The sequence below is a fragment of the Rhizobium sp. LC145 genome (assembly GCF_001005825.1).
Taxonomy (GTDB): Bacteria; Pseudomonadota; Alphaproteobacteria; order Rhizobiales; family Rhizobiaceae; genus Neorhizobium.
Window position 1 is genome coordinate 72,335 of record NZ_LBHV01000007.1, and the last position, 15,059, is coordinate 87,393.

General features: G+C 63.4%; 15 protein-coding genes and 1 pseudogene. 5 read left to right on the plus strand and 11 right to left on the minus strand.

Translation table 11 applies throughout. The features are described from left to right. Positions 1 to 120 precede the first annotated feature (120 nt). Together YH62_RS18305 and YH62_RS18310 are read right to left on the minus strand one after the other, a co-directional pair. Positions 121 to 444, minus strand: a complete 324-nt coding sequence (locus YH62_RS18305; protein ID WP_046795709.1) for a BrnA antitoxin family protein — start codon at positions 442 to 444, stop codon at positions 121 to 123. After that, the gene (locus tag YH62_RS18310; protein WP_046795710.1) at positions 441 to 686 is read right to left on the minus strand and encodes a BrnT family toxin; all 246 of its coding nucleotides are present in this window, start codon (positions 684 to 686) and stop codon (positions 441 to 443) included. Before YH62_RS18310 ends, YH62_RS18305 begins: the two co-directional genes overlap by 4 nt. Positions 687 to 846: 160 nt before the next feature. Here YH62_RS18310 and YH62_RS18315 point away from each other — a divergent pair, with 160 nt between their 5' ends. From YH62_RS18315 to YH62_RS18325, 3 genes are read left to right on the plus strand one after another with little or no spacing between them, the layout of a single operon-like run. Next, the gene (locus tag YH62_RS18315) at positions 847 to 1,362 is read left to right on the plus strand and encodes a 2Fe-2S iron-sulfur cluster-binding protein (protein WP_046795711.1); all 516 of its coding nucleotides are present in this window, start codon (positions 847 to 849) and stop codon (positions 1,360 to 1,362) included. Next, on the plus strand, positions 1,359 to 2,375 hold the full coding sequence (locus YH62_RS18320) for a xanthine dehydrogenase family protein subunit M (RefSeq protein ID WP_046795712.1): 1,017 nt from the start codon (positions 1,359 to 1,361) through the stop codon (positions 2,373 to 2,375). The genes YH62_RS18315 and YH62_RS18320 overlap by 4 nt, the downstream gene beginning before the upstream one ends. Before the next feature lie 11 nt (positions 2,376 to 2,386). Further along, positions 2,387 to 4,624, plus strand: a complete 2,238-nt coding sequence (locus YH62_RS18325) for a xanthine dehydrogenase family protein molybdopterin-binding subunit (RefSeq protein ID WP_046795713.1) — start codon at positions 2,387 to 2,389, stop codon at positions 4,622 to 4,624. Positions 4,625 to 4,672: 48 nt separating this feature from the next. On the opposite strand, the gene YH62_RS18330 is transcribed toward YH62_RS18325, so the two are convergent. Continuing rightward, complete coding sequence (locus YH62_RS18330) at positions 4,673 to 6,133, minus strand: protein adenylyltransferase SelO (protein ID WP_046795714.1); 1,461 nt, start codon at positions 6,131 to 6,133, stop codon at positions 4,673 to 4,675. 96 nt (positions 6,134 to 6,229) lie between these two features. Further along, positions 6,230 to 7,618 carry an MFS transporter gene (locus YH62_RS18335; RefSeq protein WP_052760456.1) on the minus strand — a complete coding sequence of 463 codons (1,389 nt, stop codon included), beginning with the start codon at positions 7,616 to 7,618 and terminating at the stop codon, positions 6,230 to 6,232. Between the two features lie 212 nt (positions 7,619 to 7,830). Here YH62_RS18335 and YH62_RS18340 point away from each other — a divergent pair, with 212 nt between their 5' ends. Then, positions 7,831 to 8,457: an outer membrane protein gene (locus YH62_RS18340; RefSeq protein ID WP_046795715.1), complete on the plus strand. Its 627-nt coding sequence runs from the start codon at positions 7,831 to 7,833 to the stop codon at positions 8,455 to 8,457. Between the two features lie 397 nt (positions 8,458 to 8,854). Then, positions 8,855 to 9,331 (plus strand): VOC family protein, encoded by a 477-nt coding sequence (locus YH62_RS18345; protein ID WP_046795716.1) that lies wholly within the window; start codon positions 8,855 to 8,857, stop codon positions 9,329 to 9,331. Between the two features lie 252 nt (positions 9,332 to 9,583). On the opposite strand, the gene YH62_RS18350 is transcribed toward YH62_RS18345, so the two are convergent. The 7 genes and pseudogenes from YH62_RS18350 to YH62_RS18380 all read right to left on the minus strand — a co-directional run. Further along, positions 9,584 to 9,784, minus strand: a complete 201-nt coding sequence (locus tag YH62_RS18350) for a heavy-metal-associated domain-containing protein (protein ID WP_046795717.1) — start codon at positions 9,782 to 9,784, stop codon at positions 9,584 to 9,586. A 262-nt stretch (positions 9,785 to 10,046) separates the two neighbouring features. Further along, positions 10,047 to 10,469: a Cu(I)-responsive transcriptional regulator gene (gene cueR / locus YH62_RS18355; protein WP_046795718.1), complete on the minus strand. Its 423-nt coding sequence runs from the start codon at positions 10,467 to 10,469 to the stop codon at positions 10,047 to 10,049. Between the two features lie 70 nt (positions 10,470 to 10,539). Further along, positions 10,540 to 12,954, minus strand: coding sequence for a heavy metal translocating P-type ATPase (locus YH62_RS18360; RefSeq protein ID WP_046795719.1), 2,415 nt, complete (start codon positions 12,952 to 12,954; stop codon positions 10,540 to 10,542). A gap of 75 nt (positions 12,955 to 13,029) precedes the next feature. Beyond that, on the minus strand, positions 13,030 to 13,509 hold the full coding sequence (locus tag YH62_RS18365) for a cupin domain-containing protein (RefSeq protein ID WP_082118411.1): 480 nt from the start codon (positions 13,507 to 13,509) through the stop codon (positions 13,030 to 13,032). 186 nt (positions 13,510 to 13,695) lie between these two features. Further along, a complete protein-coding gene (locus YH62_RS18370; RefSeq protein ID WP_046795721.1) occupies positions 13,696 to 14,115 on the minus strand; it encodes a DUF2442 domain-containing protein in 420 nt (139 codons plus the stop codon). Next, a complete protein-coding gene (locus YH62_RS18375; protein WP_046795722.1) occupies positions 14,108 to 14,347 on the minus strand; it encodes a DUF4160 domain-containing protein in 240 nt (79 codons plus the stop codon). The genes YH62_RS18370 and YH62_RS18375 overlap by 8 nt, the downstream gene beginning before the upstream one ends. 146 nt (positions 14,348 to 14,493) lie before the next feature. Further along, a pseudogene (locus tag YH62_RS18380) lies at positions 14,494 to 14,958 on the minus strand (YcgN family cysteine cluster protein); the annotation flags it as partial. Positions 14,959 to 15,059: the final 101 nt, after the last annotated feature.

A 15,059-nucleotide genomic window follows, 5' to 3' on the forward strand; every position in this document is an offset into this window, starting at 1 on the left:
GGAAGCCTTGCGACCGTCTGCCTCTCAAGGCTACCCGCCGGTCGCAATTCTTCGACGATAACCAAAACCTACCAAACTACCGTCACGCCGTCAAGGACTATTTTCCTATCCACGCGATTTTTATCGCCGACCGGCCTTCAACCCCGCAGCCTTCCGGAGGTCGTCATTCATCTGGCTTTGCCAGCCCTTTCCCTTGGCCTTGTAATGTTCGACGATATCGGGATCGAGGCGGATCGTGACAGGTGTCTTGGTCGTTTCGAGCGGCGGCCGACCACGCGAACGCAGGATGCTGCCATAAAGTTCGGGAAAGACCTCGCGAAACGGTTTGCCACCCTCGGCGATCTCTTCGTCGCTTATCTCGCAATCCTCCGGATCTTGGGCAATCTGCCGCTGGATTTCAGCCTCCTCGGCATCTGAAATTTCTGGAATCCGTTTCCTGCTCATAACGCTTGCCTTTCCTTTCGGCTGGCCCGTCGCATGGAAACGATCGAGATCGCCTCCATTCCAAGCGGTCTGAAGATAACCGCAATGATCATCCCGTTCAGGAAGCCGATGGCCTTGTAGCGGCCATCCCTTGCCGGAAAGACCACCGCCGAGGCAAAGAACTCCATGTCGACGTCTTCAAAATCGAGGCCTCTGCTCTCGAGGTTCCTCAAACGCTTCGGCGGATCATAAACGATCTTCACGCCAATCTAACCCCCGCATCCCCCAGATTTCAATAAATATCGTACGTACAATAATAATGCAATCTAAAGTTTATTTCCTGTTCAGGAAGGAACATCTTCCAAATCCCGGGGTTACGTCGCCAATCGATCGTGGGCCAACCGATCGTGGAAAGGGCAGACCATGGAGACCGGCGCAAGTCATTCCCTCCCCAGCATACCCGTCACGCTCACCGTCAACGGCGAGCGCCACCGGTTCGAGCTTCACCCCTGGGTCACGCTTCTCGATCTTCTGCGCGGACCCCTGCAGCTCACCGGCACCAAGAAGGGCTGCGATCAGGGCCAGTGCGGCGCCTGCACGGTTCTCATCGATGGCGAGAGGATCAATTCCTGTCTCAAGCTCGCCGTCAGCGTCGACGGCGCCGAGATCACCACCGTCGAAGGGCTCGGCACGCCGGAAAACATGCACCCGCTGCAGAAGGCCTTCCTGGAGCACGATGCCTATCAGTGCGGCTATTGCACGCCGGGGCAGATCTGTTCCGCCGCCGGCCTGCTTGCCGAAGGTCATGCCCATTCCCGCGCCGATATCCGCGAGCTGATGAGCGGCAATCTCTGTCGCTGCGGCGCCTATACCAATATCGCCGACGCCGTCGAGGAGGTCATGGGCAACCAGGCGGTTCTCCGGGAGGCGGCGGAATGAGGCCCTTCGATTATACCCGCGCCGAAACCGTCCGCGAGGCCGTTGCCGCACTTGTCGCCAATCCCGAGGCGCAATTGCTTGCCGGCGGCACCAATCTCGTGGACCTGATGAAATACGAGGTGGCGCACCCCGCCGCCATCATCGATATCAACCACCTGCCGCTCAGGCAGATTGAGGAGCTTGCGGACGGCAGCCTGCGCATCGGCGCGCTCGTCAGCAATGCCGCCGTCGCCTACGACTCTCGTGTGAAGGAACGCTATCCGCTGCTTGCTAGTGCCATTCTCGCCGGTGCCTCGCCGCAGCTCCGCAACGCCGCCACCACCGGCGGCAACCTGCTCCAGCGCACGCGCTGCTATTATTTCTACGATCCGTCGAGCCCCTGCAACAAGCGCGAGCCGGGCTCCGGCTGCTCGGCGATCGGCGGCGTCAACCGCATCCATGCCATTCTCGGCGCCAGCGACAAATGCATCGCCGTCCACCCATCCGATATGTGTGTGGCGCTGGCGGCGCTCGCCGCAACCGTCGAGGTCGAGGGGCCGGAAGGCCGCCGCTATATCCCGTTTGCCGAATTCCACCGGCTGCCCGGCGATCATCCGGAGCGCGACAACACGCTGGCTCCGGGAGAAATGGTTCTCGCCGTCCGGCTGGAGGGCAATCACTTCGTCCCCCATCACAGCTACCTGAAACTGCGCGACCGGCTTTCCTTTGCCTTCGCGCTGGTCTCGGTCGCCGCGGCCATGGATATTGCCGATGGCGAGATCGTCGATCTGCGCGTGGCGCTCGGCGGCGTGGCCCACATGCCCTGGCGCGACAGTCTGGCGGAGGCCGAATTCGCCGGCGCACCGCCGACGGAAGAGACCTTCCGCAAGGTCGCGGTGCGGCTTCTGGCCGGCGCGAAGGGCCAGGGCGGCAATGATTTCAAGATCCCGCTCGCCCATCGGGCAATCGTGCGGGCGCTCTCCCAGGCGGCCGCCGGCACGCCGCAGGACCAGACCGTCAAAGCCTTCCAATAGAGAAATTCGCCATGCTCAATCATTCGCGGATCGTCGGCTTTCCTTTCTCCCGCATCGAGGGGCCGCTGAAAGTCACCGGCCAGGCGCACTATGCCGCCGAGCATCACGCGCCGGGCCTGCTGCACGGCTTCGTCGCGGTCTCCACCGTTGCCGCCGGCAGCATCGCGGAGATCGACACGGCCGAGGCCGAGCGCTTTCCCGGCGTGGTGAAGGTCTATACCCATGAAAACCGGCCCCAAACGGCGGAAAGCGACGACAAGTGGAAGGACACAGCCGCCGTGCCCGGCCACCCGTTCCGGCCGCTCGAAAACGGACGCATCCTTTACGACGGCCAACCGGTGGCGCTGGTGATCGCCGAGGGTTTCGAGGCCGCGCGAGATGCCGCCTCCCTCATCCGCATCCGCTACATCGCGGACGAGCCCCATACCGATATCCTCCGCGAAAGGCGGCAGAGCTATGTTCCGGCCGAGCCGCGCGGCGAGAGCATGGTTCCGCCCCCTCCCCGCGGCGAGCCGGAACAGGCCTTCGCGGCCGCGCCATGCACGGTCTCCGCCGAATACGTGCTGGAAGGAGAGCACCATAATCCGATGGAGCTTTTCGGCACGACGGTGCTCTTCGAAAACGGCGGCCTCACCATCCATGACAAGACGCAGGGGCCGCAGAACACCCAGGCCTATGTCTGCAATGTCTTCGGCCTCGATCCTGAAAAGGTGAAGGTCAGGAACGATTTCGTCGGCGGAGCCTTCGGCGCGGGCCTGCGCCCCAAGCACCAGCTTTTCCTCGCCGTCATGGCGAGTCTCGATCTCCAGCGTCCGGTCAAGGTGGAGCTTTCCCGCCGCGAGATGTTCTATCTCACCTGGCGTCCGGCCACCGTCCAGCGGGTCTCGCTCGCCGCCGATCGCGACGGCCGCCTGCAATCGGTCATGCACCATGCCGTGCAGGCCACTTCGCGCTACGAGGACTATCAGGAGAATGTCGTCAACTGGTCCGGGCTCGCCTATCGATGCGACAATGTCAGACTTTCATACGAACTCGCCAAGCTGGATGTCTCCACGCCGGGCGACATGCGCGCGCCGGGTGCCGCCACCGGCGTCACGGCACTCGAAACGGCCATGGACGAACTCGCCTACGAGGTCGGCATCGACCCGCTGGAACTGAGGCGCCGCAACTTCGCCGACCACGACCAGAACCAGGGCAAGCAGTTCACCTCCAAGGCGCTCGACGCCTGCTATCGGGAAGGCGCCGCCCGTTTTGGCTGGGATCGGCGCTCCTTCTCGCCCCGCTCGATGCGCGAAGGCCACGATCTCGTCGGCTGGGGCATGGCGGGCGGCGTCTGGGAAGCGTCGATCGCGCCGGCGGAAGCCCGGGTGCGCCTCTCAGTCGATGGCGCGGTCACCGTCTCGGCGGCCGCCTCCGATATCGGCACCGGCACCTATACCATCCTCGGTCAGATCGCTGCCGAGACCTTCGGCGTCCCCCTCGGCCGGGTCAAGGTGGAGATCGGGGATTCCACCCTGCCGAAGACCGGCGTCGAGGGCGGTTCGCGCACCGCCGCCTCCTCCGGCTCGGCCGTCCAGGTCGCCTCGAAAGCGGCCGTCAAAACGCTGCTTGCCCACGCGAAGGGGATGCCGAACTCACCGCTTGCCCGCGCATCGGAGGAAGACGTCTCCATCAGCGAAGGCCGGCTCGTGCTCGAACGCAACCACCAGATCGGCCTTTCGATCGGCGATATCATGGACGCCGCCGGCGTCTCCTTCATCGAGGAGCACGGCAAGATCGAGCCGGACGAGGCGCAGATGAAGAAGTTCATCAGCTACACCCATTCGGCCGTTTTCGTGGAAGTGAAGGTGGATGAGGATCTCTGCATCCCCCGCGTCACCCGCGTCGTCAGCGCGATCGCCGGCGGGCGCATCCTCAATCCCAAGACAGCCCGCAGCCAGATTCTCGGCGGCGTCGTCATGGGCATCGGCATGGCGCTTCACGAGGAAGGCATGATCGACCACCGCACCGGCCGGATCATGAACCACAATCTCGCAGAATATCATATGCCCGCCCATGCGGATATCGAGGATATTGAGGTCGTTTTCGTGGAGGAAGAGGACGACAAGGTGAGCCCGATCGGCGCCAAGGGGCTCGGCGAGATCGGCATCGTCGGCGTCGCCGCCGCCGTCTCAAACGCCATCTTCCACGCCACCGGCAAGCGCATCCGGCATCTTCCCATTACGGTTGATAGAATTCTGGGAGCGTGAGGCGGGGCTGGGCAGGCGGATGAGGGGCAGCAACACTGCGTAGCCGATCTACGTCCCGCAGAACGTCTTCATCACTCGCTCCTCGGGCTTCGGCGGCACGGTGAAATCGGCAAACTCGGCGATATCCTCATAGGGCCGTTCCAGCGCCGCCAGCAGGCGTTCGAAAGGCTGCATGTCGCCGGCGGTCGCGGCAACGATCGCCTCCTCGATCCGGTGATTGCGGGGAATGACGGCCGGGTTGACCGTCCGCATCGCAGCGGCTCGCACCTCATCGGACTGCGGCTCTTTCGCCAGCCGTTCCCGCCATGTCGCCAGCCATTCGCGCGCCTTTTCCGGTTCGGAAAAGCCGGAAAGAAAGGCCTCGTCCGATCCTTCCGCCGCATCGCAAAGCCGCCGGAAGGCCAGCGTGAAATCCGCCTGCCCCTCGTGCATGGCGCCGAGCAGCGCCTGCACCAGATCGCCATCGCCCTCCTCTTGCCGGAAGAGCCCGATCTTGGCGCGGAACACCTCGAGCCAGCGCGCCTGAAAATGCTCGCCGAACTCCTTCAGCACGGCATTCGCCTCGTCCACCGCCTTATCCTGATCCTCGTCGAGCAGCGGCAGCAGGCATTCGGCCAGCCGCGCGATGTTCCACTGGGCGATCCCCGGCTGGTTGCGATAGGCATAGCGGCCCATGTGGTCGATGGAGGAGAAAACCTTCATCGGATCGTATTCGTCGAGGAGGGCGCAAGGTCCGAAATCGATCGTCTCGCCGGAAATCGTCATGTTGTCGGTGTTCATCACCCCATGGACGAAGCCGATGCCGAGCCAGCGCGCCACGAGATCGGCCTGCGCCAGCGCCACGGCGCGTAGCAGCGCCAGATAGGGCTTTTCCGTGCCTTCAAGCTCGGGATAGTGCCGCCCGATCACGTAATCCGCCAAGAGCCGGATCGCCTCATTGTCGCCGCGCGCGGCGAAGAACTGAAACGTGCCGATCCGGACATGGCTCGCCGCGACCCGCACGAAAATTGCGCCCGGCTCCACCCGCTCGCGATAGACCGGCTCGCCGGTCGCGACCGCGGCAAGAGCCCGCGTGGCGCGGATGCCGAGCGCATGCATGGCTTCCGAAAAGATATATTCCCGAAGCACCGGCCCGAGCGCGGCCCGCCCGTCACCCCTTCGGGAAAAGGGCGTCGGCCCCGAGCCCTTGAGCTGGATGTCGCGGCGCCGGCCGCTCGCGTCCACCACCTCGCCGAGCAGGATCGCCCGCCCATCGCCGAGCTGCGGCACGAAGCTGCCGAACTGGTGGCCGGCGTAGGCCATGGCGATCGGTGCGGCCCCTTGCGGTACGACATTGCCGGCCAGCATGGCAGCCAGCCGCTTCGGGTCAGTCAGGTCCGCTTCGATCTTCAGTTCCGCCGCCAGCGCCTCGTTGAATTTCAAGAGGACAGGGCCTTCCACCGGCTCGGGATAGACCGAGGCGTAGAACCTGTCCGGCAGGCGGGCGTAGGAATTGTCGAACTGGAACAAGCAGAACTCCCTTGGGGGCCGGTATCGGCCGCTCCCTTCAATATGGGAACAGCCGATTCTCCGAACAAGGAAAAAGCGGATTGGTTGCGCCCGACTTTACTCCGCCTTCAACCTCACCCCGAAGCCGAGCAGGAAGGTCACGAGCGCACCGGCCGCGGCAACGCCGTAGAGCCAGGCGGCCGGGCCGCTTGCCTCACCCGCCGCGAGCTTTTCCACCAGACCCGTTGCCGAGGCGATCATGCCGGCAAGGCCGGCGCCCACCGCATAGCCCGCGGTGGAGATGGTCGGCAAAAGCGCGCTGGTGAGGTCCCGCTCGGCGAGCGTCGCCGCCTCCATGGCCGCCTGGTTCACATTCGCCCAGGCGGTGCCGAAGCCGGTGCCGATCGCCATCTGCCCGAAGATCAGCAGCCAGATCGAACCCTCGCTGAGCGAAATCGCGATGGCGATGAAGCCGACAAACTGGAAGAGCGGGCCGCTCCGCAGCCAGAAATGCCGTCGCGGCAGGCTCTTCGCCCAGCTCGCCACCACGGCGACCACGCTCCAGGTCAGCGCCATCAGCACGACGATGTAACCTACCGCCGCCGGGCCGTAACCCCAGGTTTCCGCCGCCATCGGCGCCAGGTAGACGCTGCCGACCGAATGGGCGGCCGACATCAGGAACAGGACCCAGAACCCATGGCCGAGCACCGAGCGGAGGCGGAAGGCGCCTTCGGGGAAGAGCTTTTTCCCCACCCGGCCGTCGAGCCTCAGCGTCAGCATGAAGAGCCCGGCGCCGGCCGAAAGCGTGGCAACCTGCATCTCCGCCCGCTCCATGACGGCCGAAAGCGACAATACGAGCGCGGCGGCAAGGCAGAGGCCGATAGAGACCGGCTGGAAGTGGGTGGCCGCGGCCTCGGTGGTGCGCGGCTTTGCGGCCAGCACGAAGACCGGCAGCAGGAGAAGCAGCGGTGCGCTCGCAAGGAAGGAGATGCGCCAGGAGAAGGCCTCGGTCAGCCATCCGCCGGCCACCGGGCCAGCAAGCGCCGTCACTGCCCAGACCACCGCCTCCACCGCGAACACCTTGGCGATCAGCGCGGAAGGGAAATTGGCCGGGATGAGGCTGTAGCAGATCGCCACGATCAGCCCGTCGGCGATGCCCTGCAGCAATCGCCCGGCGAGAATCCAGGAGAAGGTGGGAGCGGCGAGCGCCATCAGCCCGCCGGCGGCGAAGACGAAGCTGGAAAAGAGAAGAGCGGCCCGCGTGCCGAAGCGGTCGCGGAAGGAAGCGGCGCCCGTGCCGCCCGCGATGGAGCCGATGAAATAGAGGCTGTAGGCCCAGCTGAAGGCGCTCATGCCGCCGAGTTCGGCGGCGGCGAGAGGCATGGCCGCGACGATCGCGAACTGGTTGAAGGCATGCAGGCCGATGCCCGCCGAGATCAGGCCCAGCATGAGCCCATGGTTGCCGGCAAACAGCGCCGACCATTCCGTATTTCTTGTGTTTGACACGCAAATCCCCGTGGTTTTCAAGTCGGCGGGGAAGCTACAACCTCAAGTCCAGTTGAGGTCAATGGCGACCACCAAAATTATATATGTGCCATTTCATGGGCTTATCTGGGGGCGCTCAAGGGTGCGGTTTCTACCTGGCGTGATATTTTAGCTACAGCTTTTTAAGAGAATTGCCCTACCATCCTTTGCACCACTCAACGGAGGGAAGAATCATGAAGGCAATTTTCATCCTCGCAGCGTCGGCCGCCATGACCGCGTCTTCCGTAGTTTATGCGGCTGACGCTGTCGAACAGATCCCCGAGGCTCCCGTAGCCGTGGAGACGCCCGTCTTCACCTGGGCCGGCCCCTATATCGGTTTGCATGGCGGCCATGGCTGGGGTGACGGCGATATCGAAATCCTCGGCGACGAATCCTTCGACGGTTGGCGCATGGGCGGCTTCGTCGGCTATAACTGGCAGATGTCCAGCGGCTTCGTCGTCGGTATCGAAGGCGACGTGAACTACGACTGGAACGACCACGACTATGGCGGCGGCCTCGAGGCCAAGTCCGGCTTCTCCGGTTCGGTACGCGGCCGCGTCGGCTATGCCTTCGACCGGGCCCTGCTCTATGCGGCAGGCGGCTGGACGGCCACCAACGTCAAGCTGGAAGGCCCCGGCTTCGACGAAGACGACACGCTGCACGGCTGGACGCTCGGCGCGGGCCTCGATTATGCCTTCACCGACAATGTCTTCGGACGCCTCGAATATCGCTACAACGACTTCGGCAGCGGCGATCTCGGTGGCCTCGACGCCGACTTCAACCAGCATGTCATCAACGTCGGCATCGGCGTGAAGTTCTAAAAACAGAGAAATTCGGAGGCGCCTCGCGCGCCTCCCCCAAAAGGGTGATGTTTAATCCTCGGGATATGCCATCATCCTCATGCCTAAAACAGAACTGCCGGGGGCTCGGACGGGAAAAACGGCCGGGCCCCCACTTTTTCTGAGGGCGTACTGCGTCATCGGCCGGAAGGCCCGCGCCCTGGCGGACCAGCGCGGCTTTTCCGGCCCCTGACGTTGCCGGCAGCGAGCCGGATTTGCCCGCGCACGCGCCCCATTTTTTCGCGCCGGCATGTGTCGGTTTCCCCAAACTTCAAACGTCCTTCGTTCGTGAACGTCCCCGAGCGCCTCGCAATGCGCTCCGGATTTTTTGGCCCATGTCGTCATTGGCGACATACCAGCGGTACTAAGGAGGACCCCGATGGCGCACGTTGTTTCAACTCTCTGGTTCGAGAAGGAAGTGACCGAGGCGGTCGAATTCTACATCTCGATCATTCCGAATTCCCGGATCATCCGCAAAACCACCATGCCCACCGAAACGCCGAGCGGCCCGCCCGGCAGCGTCATCATCGTCGAGCTTTCGCTTGGCGGGCAGAATTTTTCCGCCTTCGAAGCCCGCCGCCCGGAAGCCTTCAATTATTCCTTCTCAATCGCCGTCCAATGCGAGAGCCAGGCGGAAATCGACCGCATCTGGAACGCGTTCCTCGAAAACGGCGGCTCGCCCCAGCAATGCGGCTGGCTCAAGGATCGCTGGGGCCTTTCCTGGCAGATCGCTCCGCGCAGCCTCGGCGATATGGTCGCCAACCCCGATCGGGAAGCGGCGAAGCGGGCGACGGAAGCCATGCTCCAGATGGTGAAGCTCGACATCGCAGAGCTGGAGCGGGCGTTCAGGGGCTAGGCAGGCGCTCGGCACCCGCCGTCAATAGAGCCACATGCTTGCCAGGATCGCGCAGGCAAGGGCCAGATTGAGCCCGATATAGAACGCCAGATCGTGATGGTGGTTCGGAACACGTTGCATGTTCATCTCCTCCTGGAAGAAGAACATGCTGAGCACCTCAAGAGTTCCGAATACTGGAGCAGGAGCCGTTGCTTACCCCCCTCTGCCCTGCCGGGCAGAGGGGGGTGGAAGCTTAATCCAGGGCGGCTGGCGTCAAGTCCCCACCCGCTCGGGGCTGTAGCCCGCTTCGCGGATCGCTTCCTCGGCCACGGCGGCATCACCTTCCACGGTGACGATCTTCGACGTGAGATCGACGGTGACCGGGGCGCCTGGCAGCACTTCGCCGAGCGCACCGCGCACGGTCTTCTCGCAATGGCCGCAGGTCATGTCAGGGATGTTGAAAATCGCAGTCATCGGTAACTCCTTTTCTATCAAAATCCTTCTGCACCTTCCTATAATGGGAAGGTCAAGGGTGCTTGGAAATTCCCCCTCTGGCCTGCCGGCCATCTCCCCCACAAGGGGGGAGAGGACTCGCGGCAATCACTTGCCTTGAATGAGCGGCGACGGGAGCGGCGAGTTAAGCCCTCCCCCTTGTGGGGGTCCGCAGGTCGGGTCGAGACAAGCGGCTCGACCCCGGCCGGTTTGGGAGGGATGTTTCGAACAGATCCCGGCGGCCTCAAGCATGCTGTTTCATCTTCTTCATCGGAGGCGCCTCGCCGGCCAGATCGTCGAGGATCGGGCAGTTCGGCCGGCTGTCGCCGCCGCAGCAATGGGCGAGATGCTTCAGCGTCTTCACCATGCCCTGCATCTCCGCGATGCGGCGCTCCAGGTCCTTGATATGGGTGCTCGCCACCTCCTTCACCGCGGCACTCTCCCGGCTCTGGTCCTGCCAGAGCTTCAGAAGCGTCTCGGTCTCTTCCAGCGAGAAGCCGAGCGAGCGCGCCCGCTTGATGAAACGCAGGATATGCACCTCGTCCTCGCCATAAACCCGGTAATTGTTGCCGGTGCGGCCCATGGGGCGGATCAAGCCGATCTCCTCGTAATAGCGGATCATCTTGGCCGAAACGCCGGACGCTTCGGAGGCCTGGCCGATATTCATGTATGATCTCCATCTATCTGCTTTGACGCAATTCCGGACGCAAAACCGGTTCCCGCTTTTGCTGGAATTGCTATGGTTTTACAGCCTTCAACCTCAACGCATTGCCGAGCACGAAGACGCTGGAAAGCGCCATGGCGGCAGCCCCGATCATCGGCGAAAGCAACCAGCCGAAGGCCGGGTAGAGCAAGCCTGCCGCGACCGGGATCAGCGCCACGTTATAGCCGAAGGCCCAGAAGAGGTTCTGCTTGATGTTCCTCATCGTCGCCCGGCTCATGGAAATCGCCGCGACCACGCCGGATAGCTCGCCGCCGACCAGCACCACGTCGGCGCTTTCGATCGCCACGTCCGTGCCGGTGCCGATGGCGATGCCGATATCGGCTTCCGCCAGCGCCGGGGCGTCGTTGATGCCGTCGCCCACGAAGGCCACCTTGCGCCCGCCGGCGCGCAGCTCATGCAGCGCCTTCACCTTGCCGTCCGGCAGCACCTCGGCCACGACCTTGTCGATGCCGACCTGGCGGGCGATGGCCCCCGCCGTGCGGCGGTTGTCGCCCGTTACCATGGCGACCTCTATGCCCATCTGCCGCAAGGCCCGGATCGCGTCGCGGCTTGCCGGCTTCAGGGGATCGGCCACCGCGATCGCCGCCGCCACCTTGCCGTCGATCGCGGCATAGATCGGCGTCTTGCCCTCGTCGGCAAGGCGCGCTGCGGCTTCCGCAAAACCTTCCACCGAAAGGCCCAGCTTCTGCATGAAGCGATCCGCGCCGACGGCAACCCTACGGCCGTCGATCTCGGCCTGAATGCCGTAGCCGGTGACGGATTCGAAATTCCGCACCTTCGGCAGAATGATGCCGCCTGTCTCCGCCGCCTTGACGATGGCGTCTGCGATCGGATGCTCGGATTGCGCCTCAACGGCTGCGACAAGACCCAGCACCTCCTTCTCGTCAAAGCCTTCGGCGGCCACGAGATCGGTCAGTTCCGGCCGGCCCTTGGTCACGGTGCCGGTCTTGTCGAGCACGACGATTTCGACATTGCGCAGTTCCTGCAGCGCCTCGCCCTTGCGGAAGAGGACGCCGAACTCGGCGGCCCTGCCACCACCCACGACGATCGAGGTCGGCACCGCAAGCCCCATGGCACAGGGGCAGGCGATGATGAGCACGGCCACCGCGTTGACCACCGCATGGGTGAGCGCCGGGCTCGGCCCATAGAAGAACCAGACGGCGAAGGTCAGCGCCGCCAACACGATGACGGCCGGCACGAACCATGCCGTGATCCGGTCCACCAGCGTCTGGATCGGCAGCTTAGCCCCTTGCGCCTGCTCCACCATGCGGATGATACTCGCCAGCATGGTGTCGCGACCGACCTTGTCGGCGCGGAAACGGAAGGCGCCGGTCTTATTGATCGTGCCGCCCACCACCGAGGCGCCGGCTGCCTTTTCCACCGGCAGCGGCTCGCCGGAGATCATCGATTCATCGACATTGGACTGGCCGTCGATCACCGTGCCGTCCACCGGAATGCGTTCGCCGGGCCGGATGACCACGATATCGCCCGCGACTACCTCGCCGGCGGGAAGATCGACCACCTTGCCGTCGCGCTCCACCCGTGCGGTCTTGGCCTGCAGGCCGGCCAGCTTCTGGATCGCCTCGCCGGTGCGGCCTGTCGCGCGGGCTTCGAGCAGCCGGCCGAACAGGATGAGCGTGACGATGACGGCCGCCGCCTCGTAATAGACGTAGCGGGCGCTTTCAGGCAGCAGATGCGGCGCGAACGTCGTCACCAGCGAATAGCCATAGGCTGCCAGAACGCCGACGGCGACCAGCGAATTCATTTCCGGCGCGCCGCGGAAGAGCGCCGGCAGGCCGATCCTCAGGAAGCGGAAGCCGGGCCAGAAGATCACGGCGGTCGCAAGCGCGAAGTAGAGGTAATAGAGGTTCTGCGTCTCAACGATCCCCATCAGCCAGTGATGGAAGGGATCGTAGAAATGGCTTCCCATTTCCAGCACGAAGAGCGGCAGCGTGAGCACAAGCGCGATCAGGAGATCGCGCTTCAGCACCCCCTCCTCGCCGGCATGCATGTGCATGTGGTCATGAGGGTCGCTGGCGCTGGCGGCTTGCTGGTGGGCAGAGTGATCGTGGGCGTAATGGGCGTGGCTTGCCGAATGCCCCCTCACACCGTTGGTGAGAAGGTGGTCCGAAGGACCGGATGAGGGGGCATCCGCCAGCATTCCCGCCTCGTGCAGCGCATGCCGCATGGCGGCGGCGGGGATTTCGTAGCCGACCTTCCTGATCGCCTTTTCGAGATCCTCCGGCGAAAACCCCTCGGCCGACTCGACCGTCAGCTTCTTCGTCGCGAAATTGACGGCGCTTCTATCGATGCCCGGCACCTTGGCGGCGGCGTTTTCCACGCGGCGCACGCAGGAAGCGCAGGTCATGCCCTCGACGGGAACGGTGAAGGGTTCGATGGGACGGTTCGTTTTTACAATCTCGTTCATAGGCAGGAATCTCCAGTTCCCGCCCTATGTGGACCTTCCCATCATTGGAAGGTCAAGAGGCCATTTCAACATTTCTCAGGCGTGGGCCTCATTCGCCGCTCCGACCAGGAATTCCATTCGGTTGCGGGCGCCGATTTCAAGCACACGCGGGATATCCGGCGGCCCATCCTGGACCGGGAAATCCGTCGTGCCGTCCGGCACAAGGTCGCCCGCCTCGCTGAAGAAGGCCTCGTGTATCCGGCCGGGAGAATTGATGACCAGCATGCGCGCCGGCGCCGGCCCCACATTCCGGAAGGCATGCACCGCCCCGTTCGGCACCTTCACGCAATCGCCCGACCGCGCCGGGATATTCTCCTCCCCCACCCTGAACTCGAACTCGCCCTCCAGCACGTAGAAGACCTCGTCGTCTTCCGGGTGCCGGTTCGGGGGAGCGCCGGCACCGGGCGCGGTGCGAAGCTCCACAAGGCAATAACCGCCTCCGCTCTCCGGCGGCCGGACATGGAAGCGGATGAGATTTCCAAGCAAATGATAGGTATCGCCGCGATCTGCGCTCATTGCCGTTCCTCCTCGACGGAAATTCGGATCATCGATCATTCAATCGAACACGACGATGATGGCGCAGTGCGCTGCTTTGGCAATCACCCGTTTGGAGGAGGCGCGGAAGGTACGCGACACGGACTGGTCAGGTCGCCTGCCCTATCGCGAGGTAACCGTCACTAACAACGCGCTAGATTTCAAAGATCAGTGGTTGGCGGTTTTCTTTGGCCTACCACCTTTTGCACCATTGGAACGGGCTGCAGCGGCCTTCGCCGGCGACGTAACGCGGCCGGCCATACGGGCCAGTTCCTTGGTCATCCATTCACGAGTGCCAAATATGCCGCTCACCAAGGCGGGCACATATAGATCCACGTCCAAAGCCGGCCAATGCAAATTGAACCCCAATCCGTCCACTTCGATCTCCGCCAGATCGGGTTCACTGGCCCCTTGGAGATCCTGAACAAGTTGAACCGGAAAGACGTACGTGCAGCCATTGACCAAATCGACAACGACCCGGCCGCTGGTGGCATCATAGTACGCAGCTTTAGCCCGCGGCTCGATTTCGAGCAGTTTCCGGCCCCTTTCCTCAGCGTCACGGAGCGCCGCATCCGTCAGGTTAGCCATGAATTCGCTCCCATTCCTTCAATAGACGATCTTGGTGCTCTTCGACTTCCGCAAGCAACCGGCGCAAATCGGAACGCTTGATGCCGATGCTGTATTCGATCTCAGGACTGCCATCTGCACCAAGGAGATTGACCTTGGCCTGCCCCGCACCCGTGATATGAATATGGGCCGGCTCGTGATCGGCGGTATAGATTACAAAACGAAAGCCGAAAGCACGGTGGACAACAACCATACCTCAAAATAACCCAACAGATGGGTTTTTCAAGGGATGGTCAAAATTTATCCCTTCACCCCATCACGCGCGAGCAGCTCCGGCAGCGAAACCGCGTCGGCATCGCCGCGGCCGAGTGCGGCCTTCCGTTCTTCGGCAAGGCGGGGGTCGTCGGCATCCTCCCCCACCGTCAGCGGCCAATCGACCAGGTAGTCCTCGTAATCCTCGATATCGACTTCCGCCTCGCTGATCGTTCGGCCACGGGCGGAAATGCCGGCAAGGTGCACGGTTTCCGGATCGCCGGAAACCAGCGGATGCCACCAATAGAGGTCCCTGTCCTCCTGCACGAGGCGATAGCCGCAGGTCGGCGGCAGCCAGCTGATCTCGCCGACCGTCTCAGGGGTGAGCTGGATGCATTCGGGAACCGTCGCCTGGCGGTTCTCGTAATCGGAACAGCGACAGCTATGGCCGTCGAGCAGACGGCAGGCAACCGAAGTGAAGGCCACCTCGCCGGTGTCCCAGTCCTCCAGCTTGTTGAGACAACAGAGGCCGCAGCCGTCGCAGAGGCTTTCCCATTCCTCCTGCGTCATCTCGTTCAGCCGCTTGGTTTTCCAGAAAGGTTCGTCAGTCATCGGTCCTGCATCGGACGGGCATCACATTTGTGGCATTCCGGAACAAACCTGCCCCATTGTCCTTTACCCTGTTGCGATTTGGCTATCGCGCGTCAACCATT

Excerpts from the sequence above, each read along its gene's own strand:
- YH62_RS18305 (WP_046795709.1), bottom strand. The coding sequence starts at position 444 with ATGAGCAGGAAACGGATTCCAGAAATTTCAGATGCCGAGGAGGCTGAA.
- YH62_RS18315 (WP_046795711.1), top strand. The coding sequence starts at position 847 with ATGGAGACCGGCGCAAGTCATTCCCTCCCCAGCATACCCGTCACGCTC.
- YH62_RS18320 (WP_046795712.1), top strand. The coding sequence starts at position 1,359 with ATGAGGCCCTTCGATTATACCCGCGCCGAAACCGTCCGCGAGGCCGTT.
- YH62_RS18325 (WP_046795713.1), top strand. The coding sequence starts at position 2,387 with ATGCTCAATCATTCGCGGATCGTCGGCTTTCCTTTCTCCCGCATCGAG.
- YH62_RS18340 (WP_046795715.1), top strand. The coding sequence starts at position 7,831 with ATGAAGGCAATTTTCATCCTCGCAGCGTCGGCCGCCATGACCGCGTCT.
- YH62_RS18345 (WP_046795716.1), top strand. The coding sequence starts at position 8,855 with ATGGCGCACGTTGTTTCAACTCTCTGGTTCGAGAAGGAAGTGACCGAG.
- YH62_RS18350 (WP_046795717.1), bottom strand. The coding sequence starts at position 9,784 with ATGACTGCGATTTTCAACATCCCTGACATGACCTGCGGCCATTGCGAG.
- cueR (WP_046795718.1), bottom strand. The coding sequence starts at position 10,469 with ATGAATATCGGCCAGGCCTCCGAAGCGTCCGGCGTTTCGGCCAAGATG.
- YH62_RS18360 (WP_046795719.1), bottom strand. The coding sequence starts at position 12,954 with ATGAACGAGATTGTAAAAACGAACCGTCCCATCGAACCCTTCACCGTT.
- YH62_RS18365 (WP_082118411.1), bottom strand. The coding sequence starts at position 13,509 with ATGAGCGCAGATCGCGGCGATACCTATCATTTGCTTGGAAATCTCATC.
- YH62_RS18370 (WP_046795721.1), bottom strand. The coding sequence starts at position 14,115 with ATGGCTAACCTGACGGATGCGGCGCTCCGTGACGCTGAGGAAAGGGGC.
- YH62_RS18375 (WP_046795722.1), bottom strand. The coding sequence starts at position 14,347 with ATGGTTGTTGTCCACCGTGCTTTCGGCTTTCGTTTTGTAATCTATACC.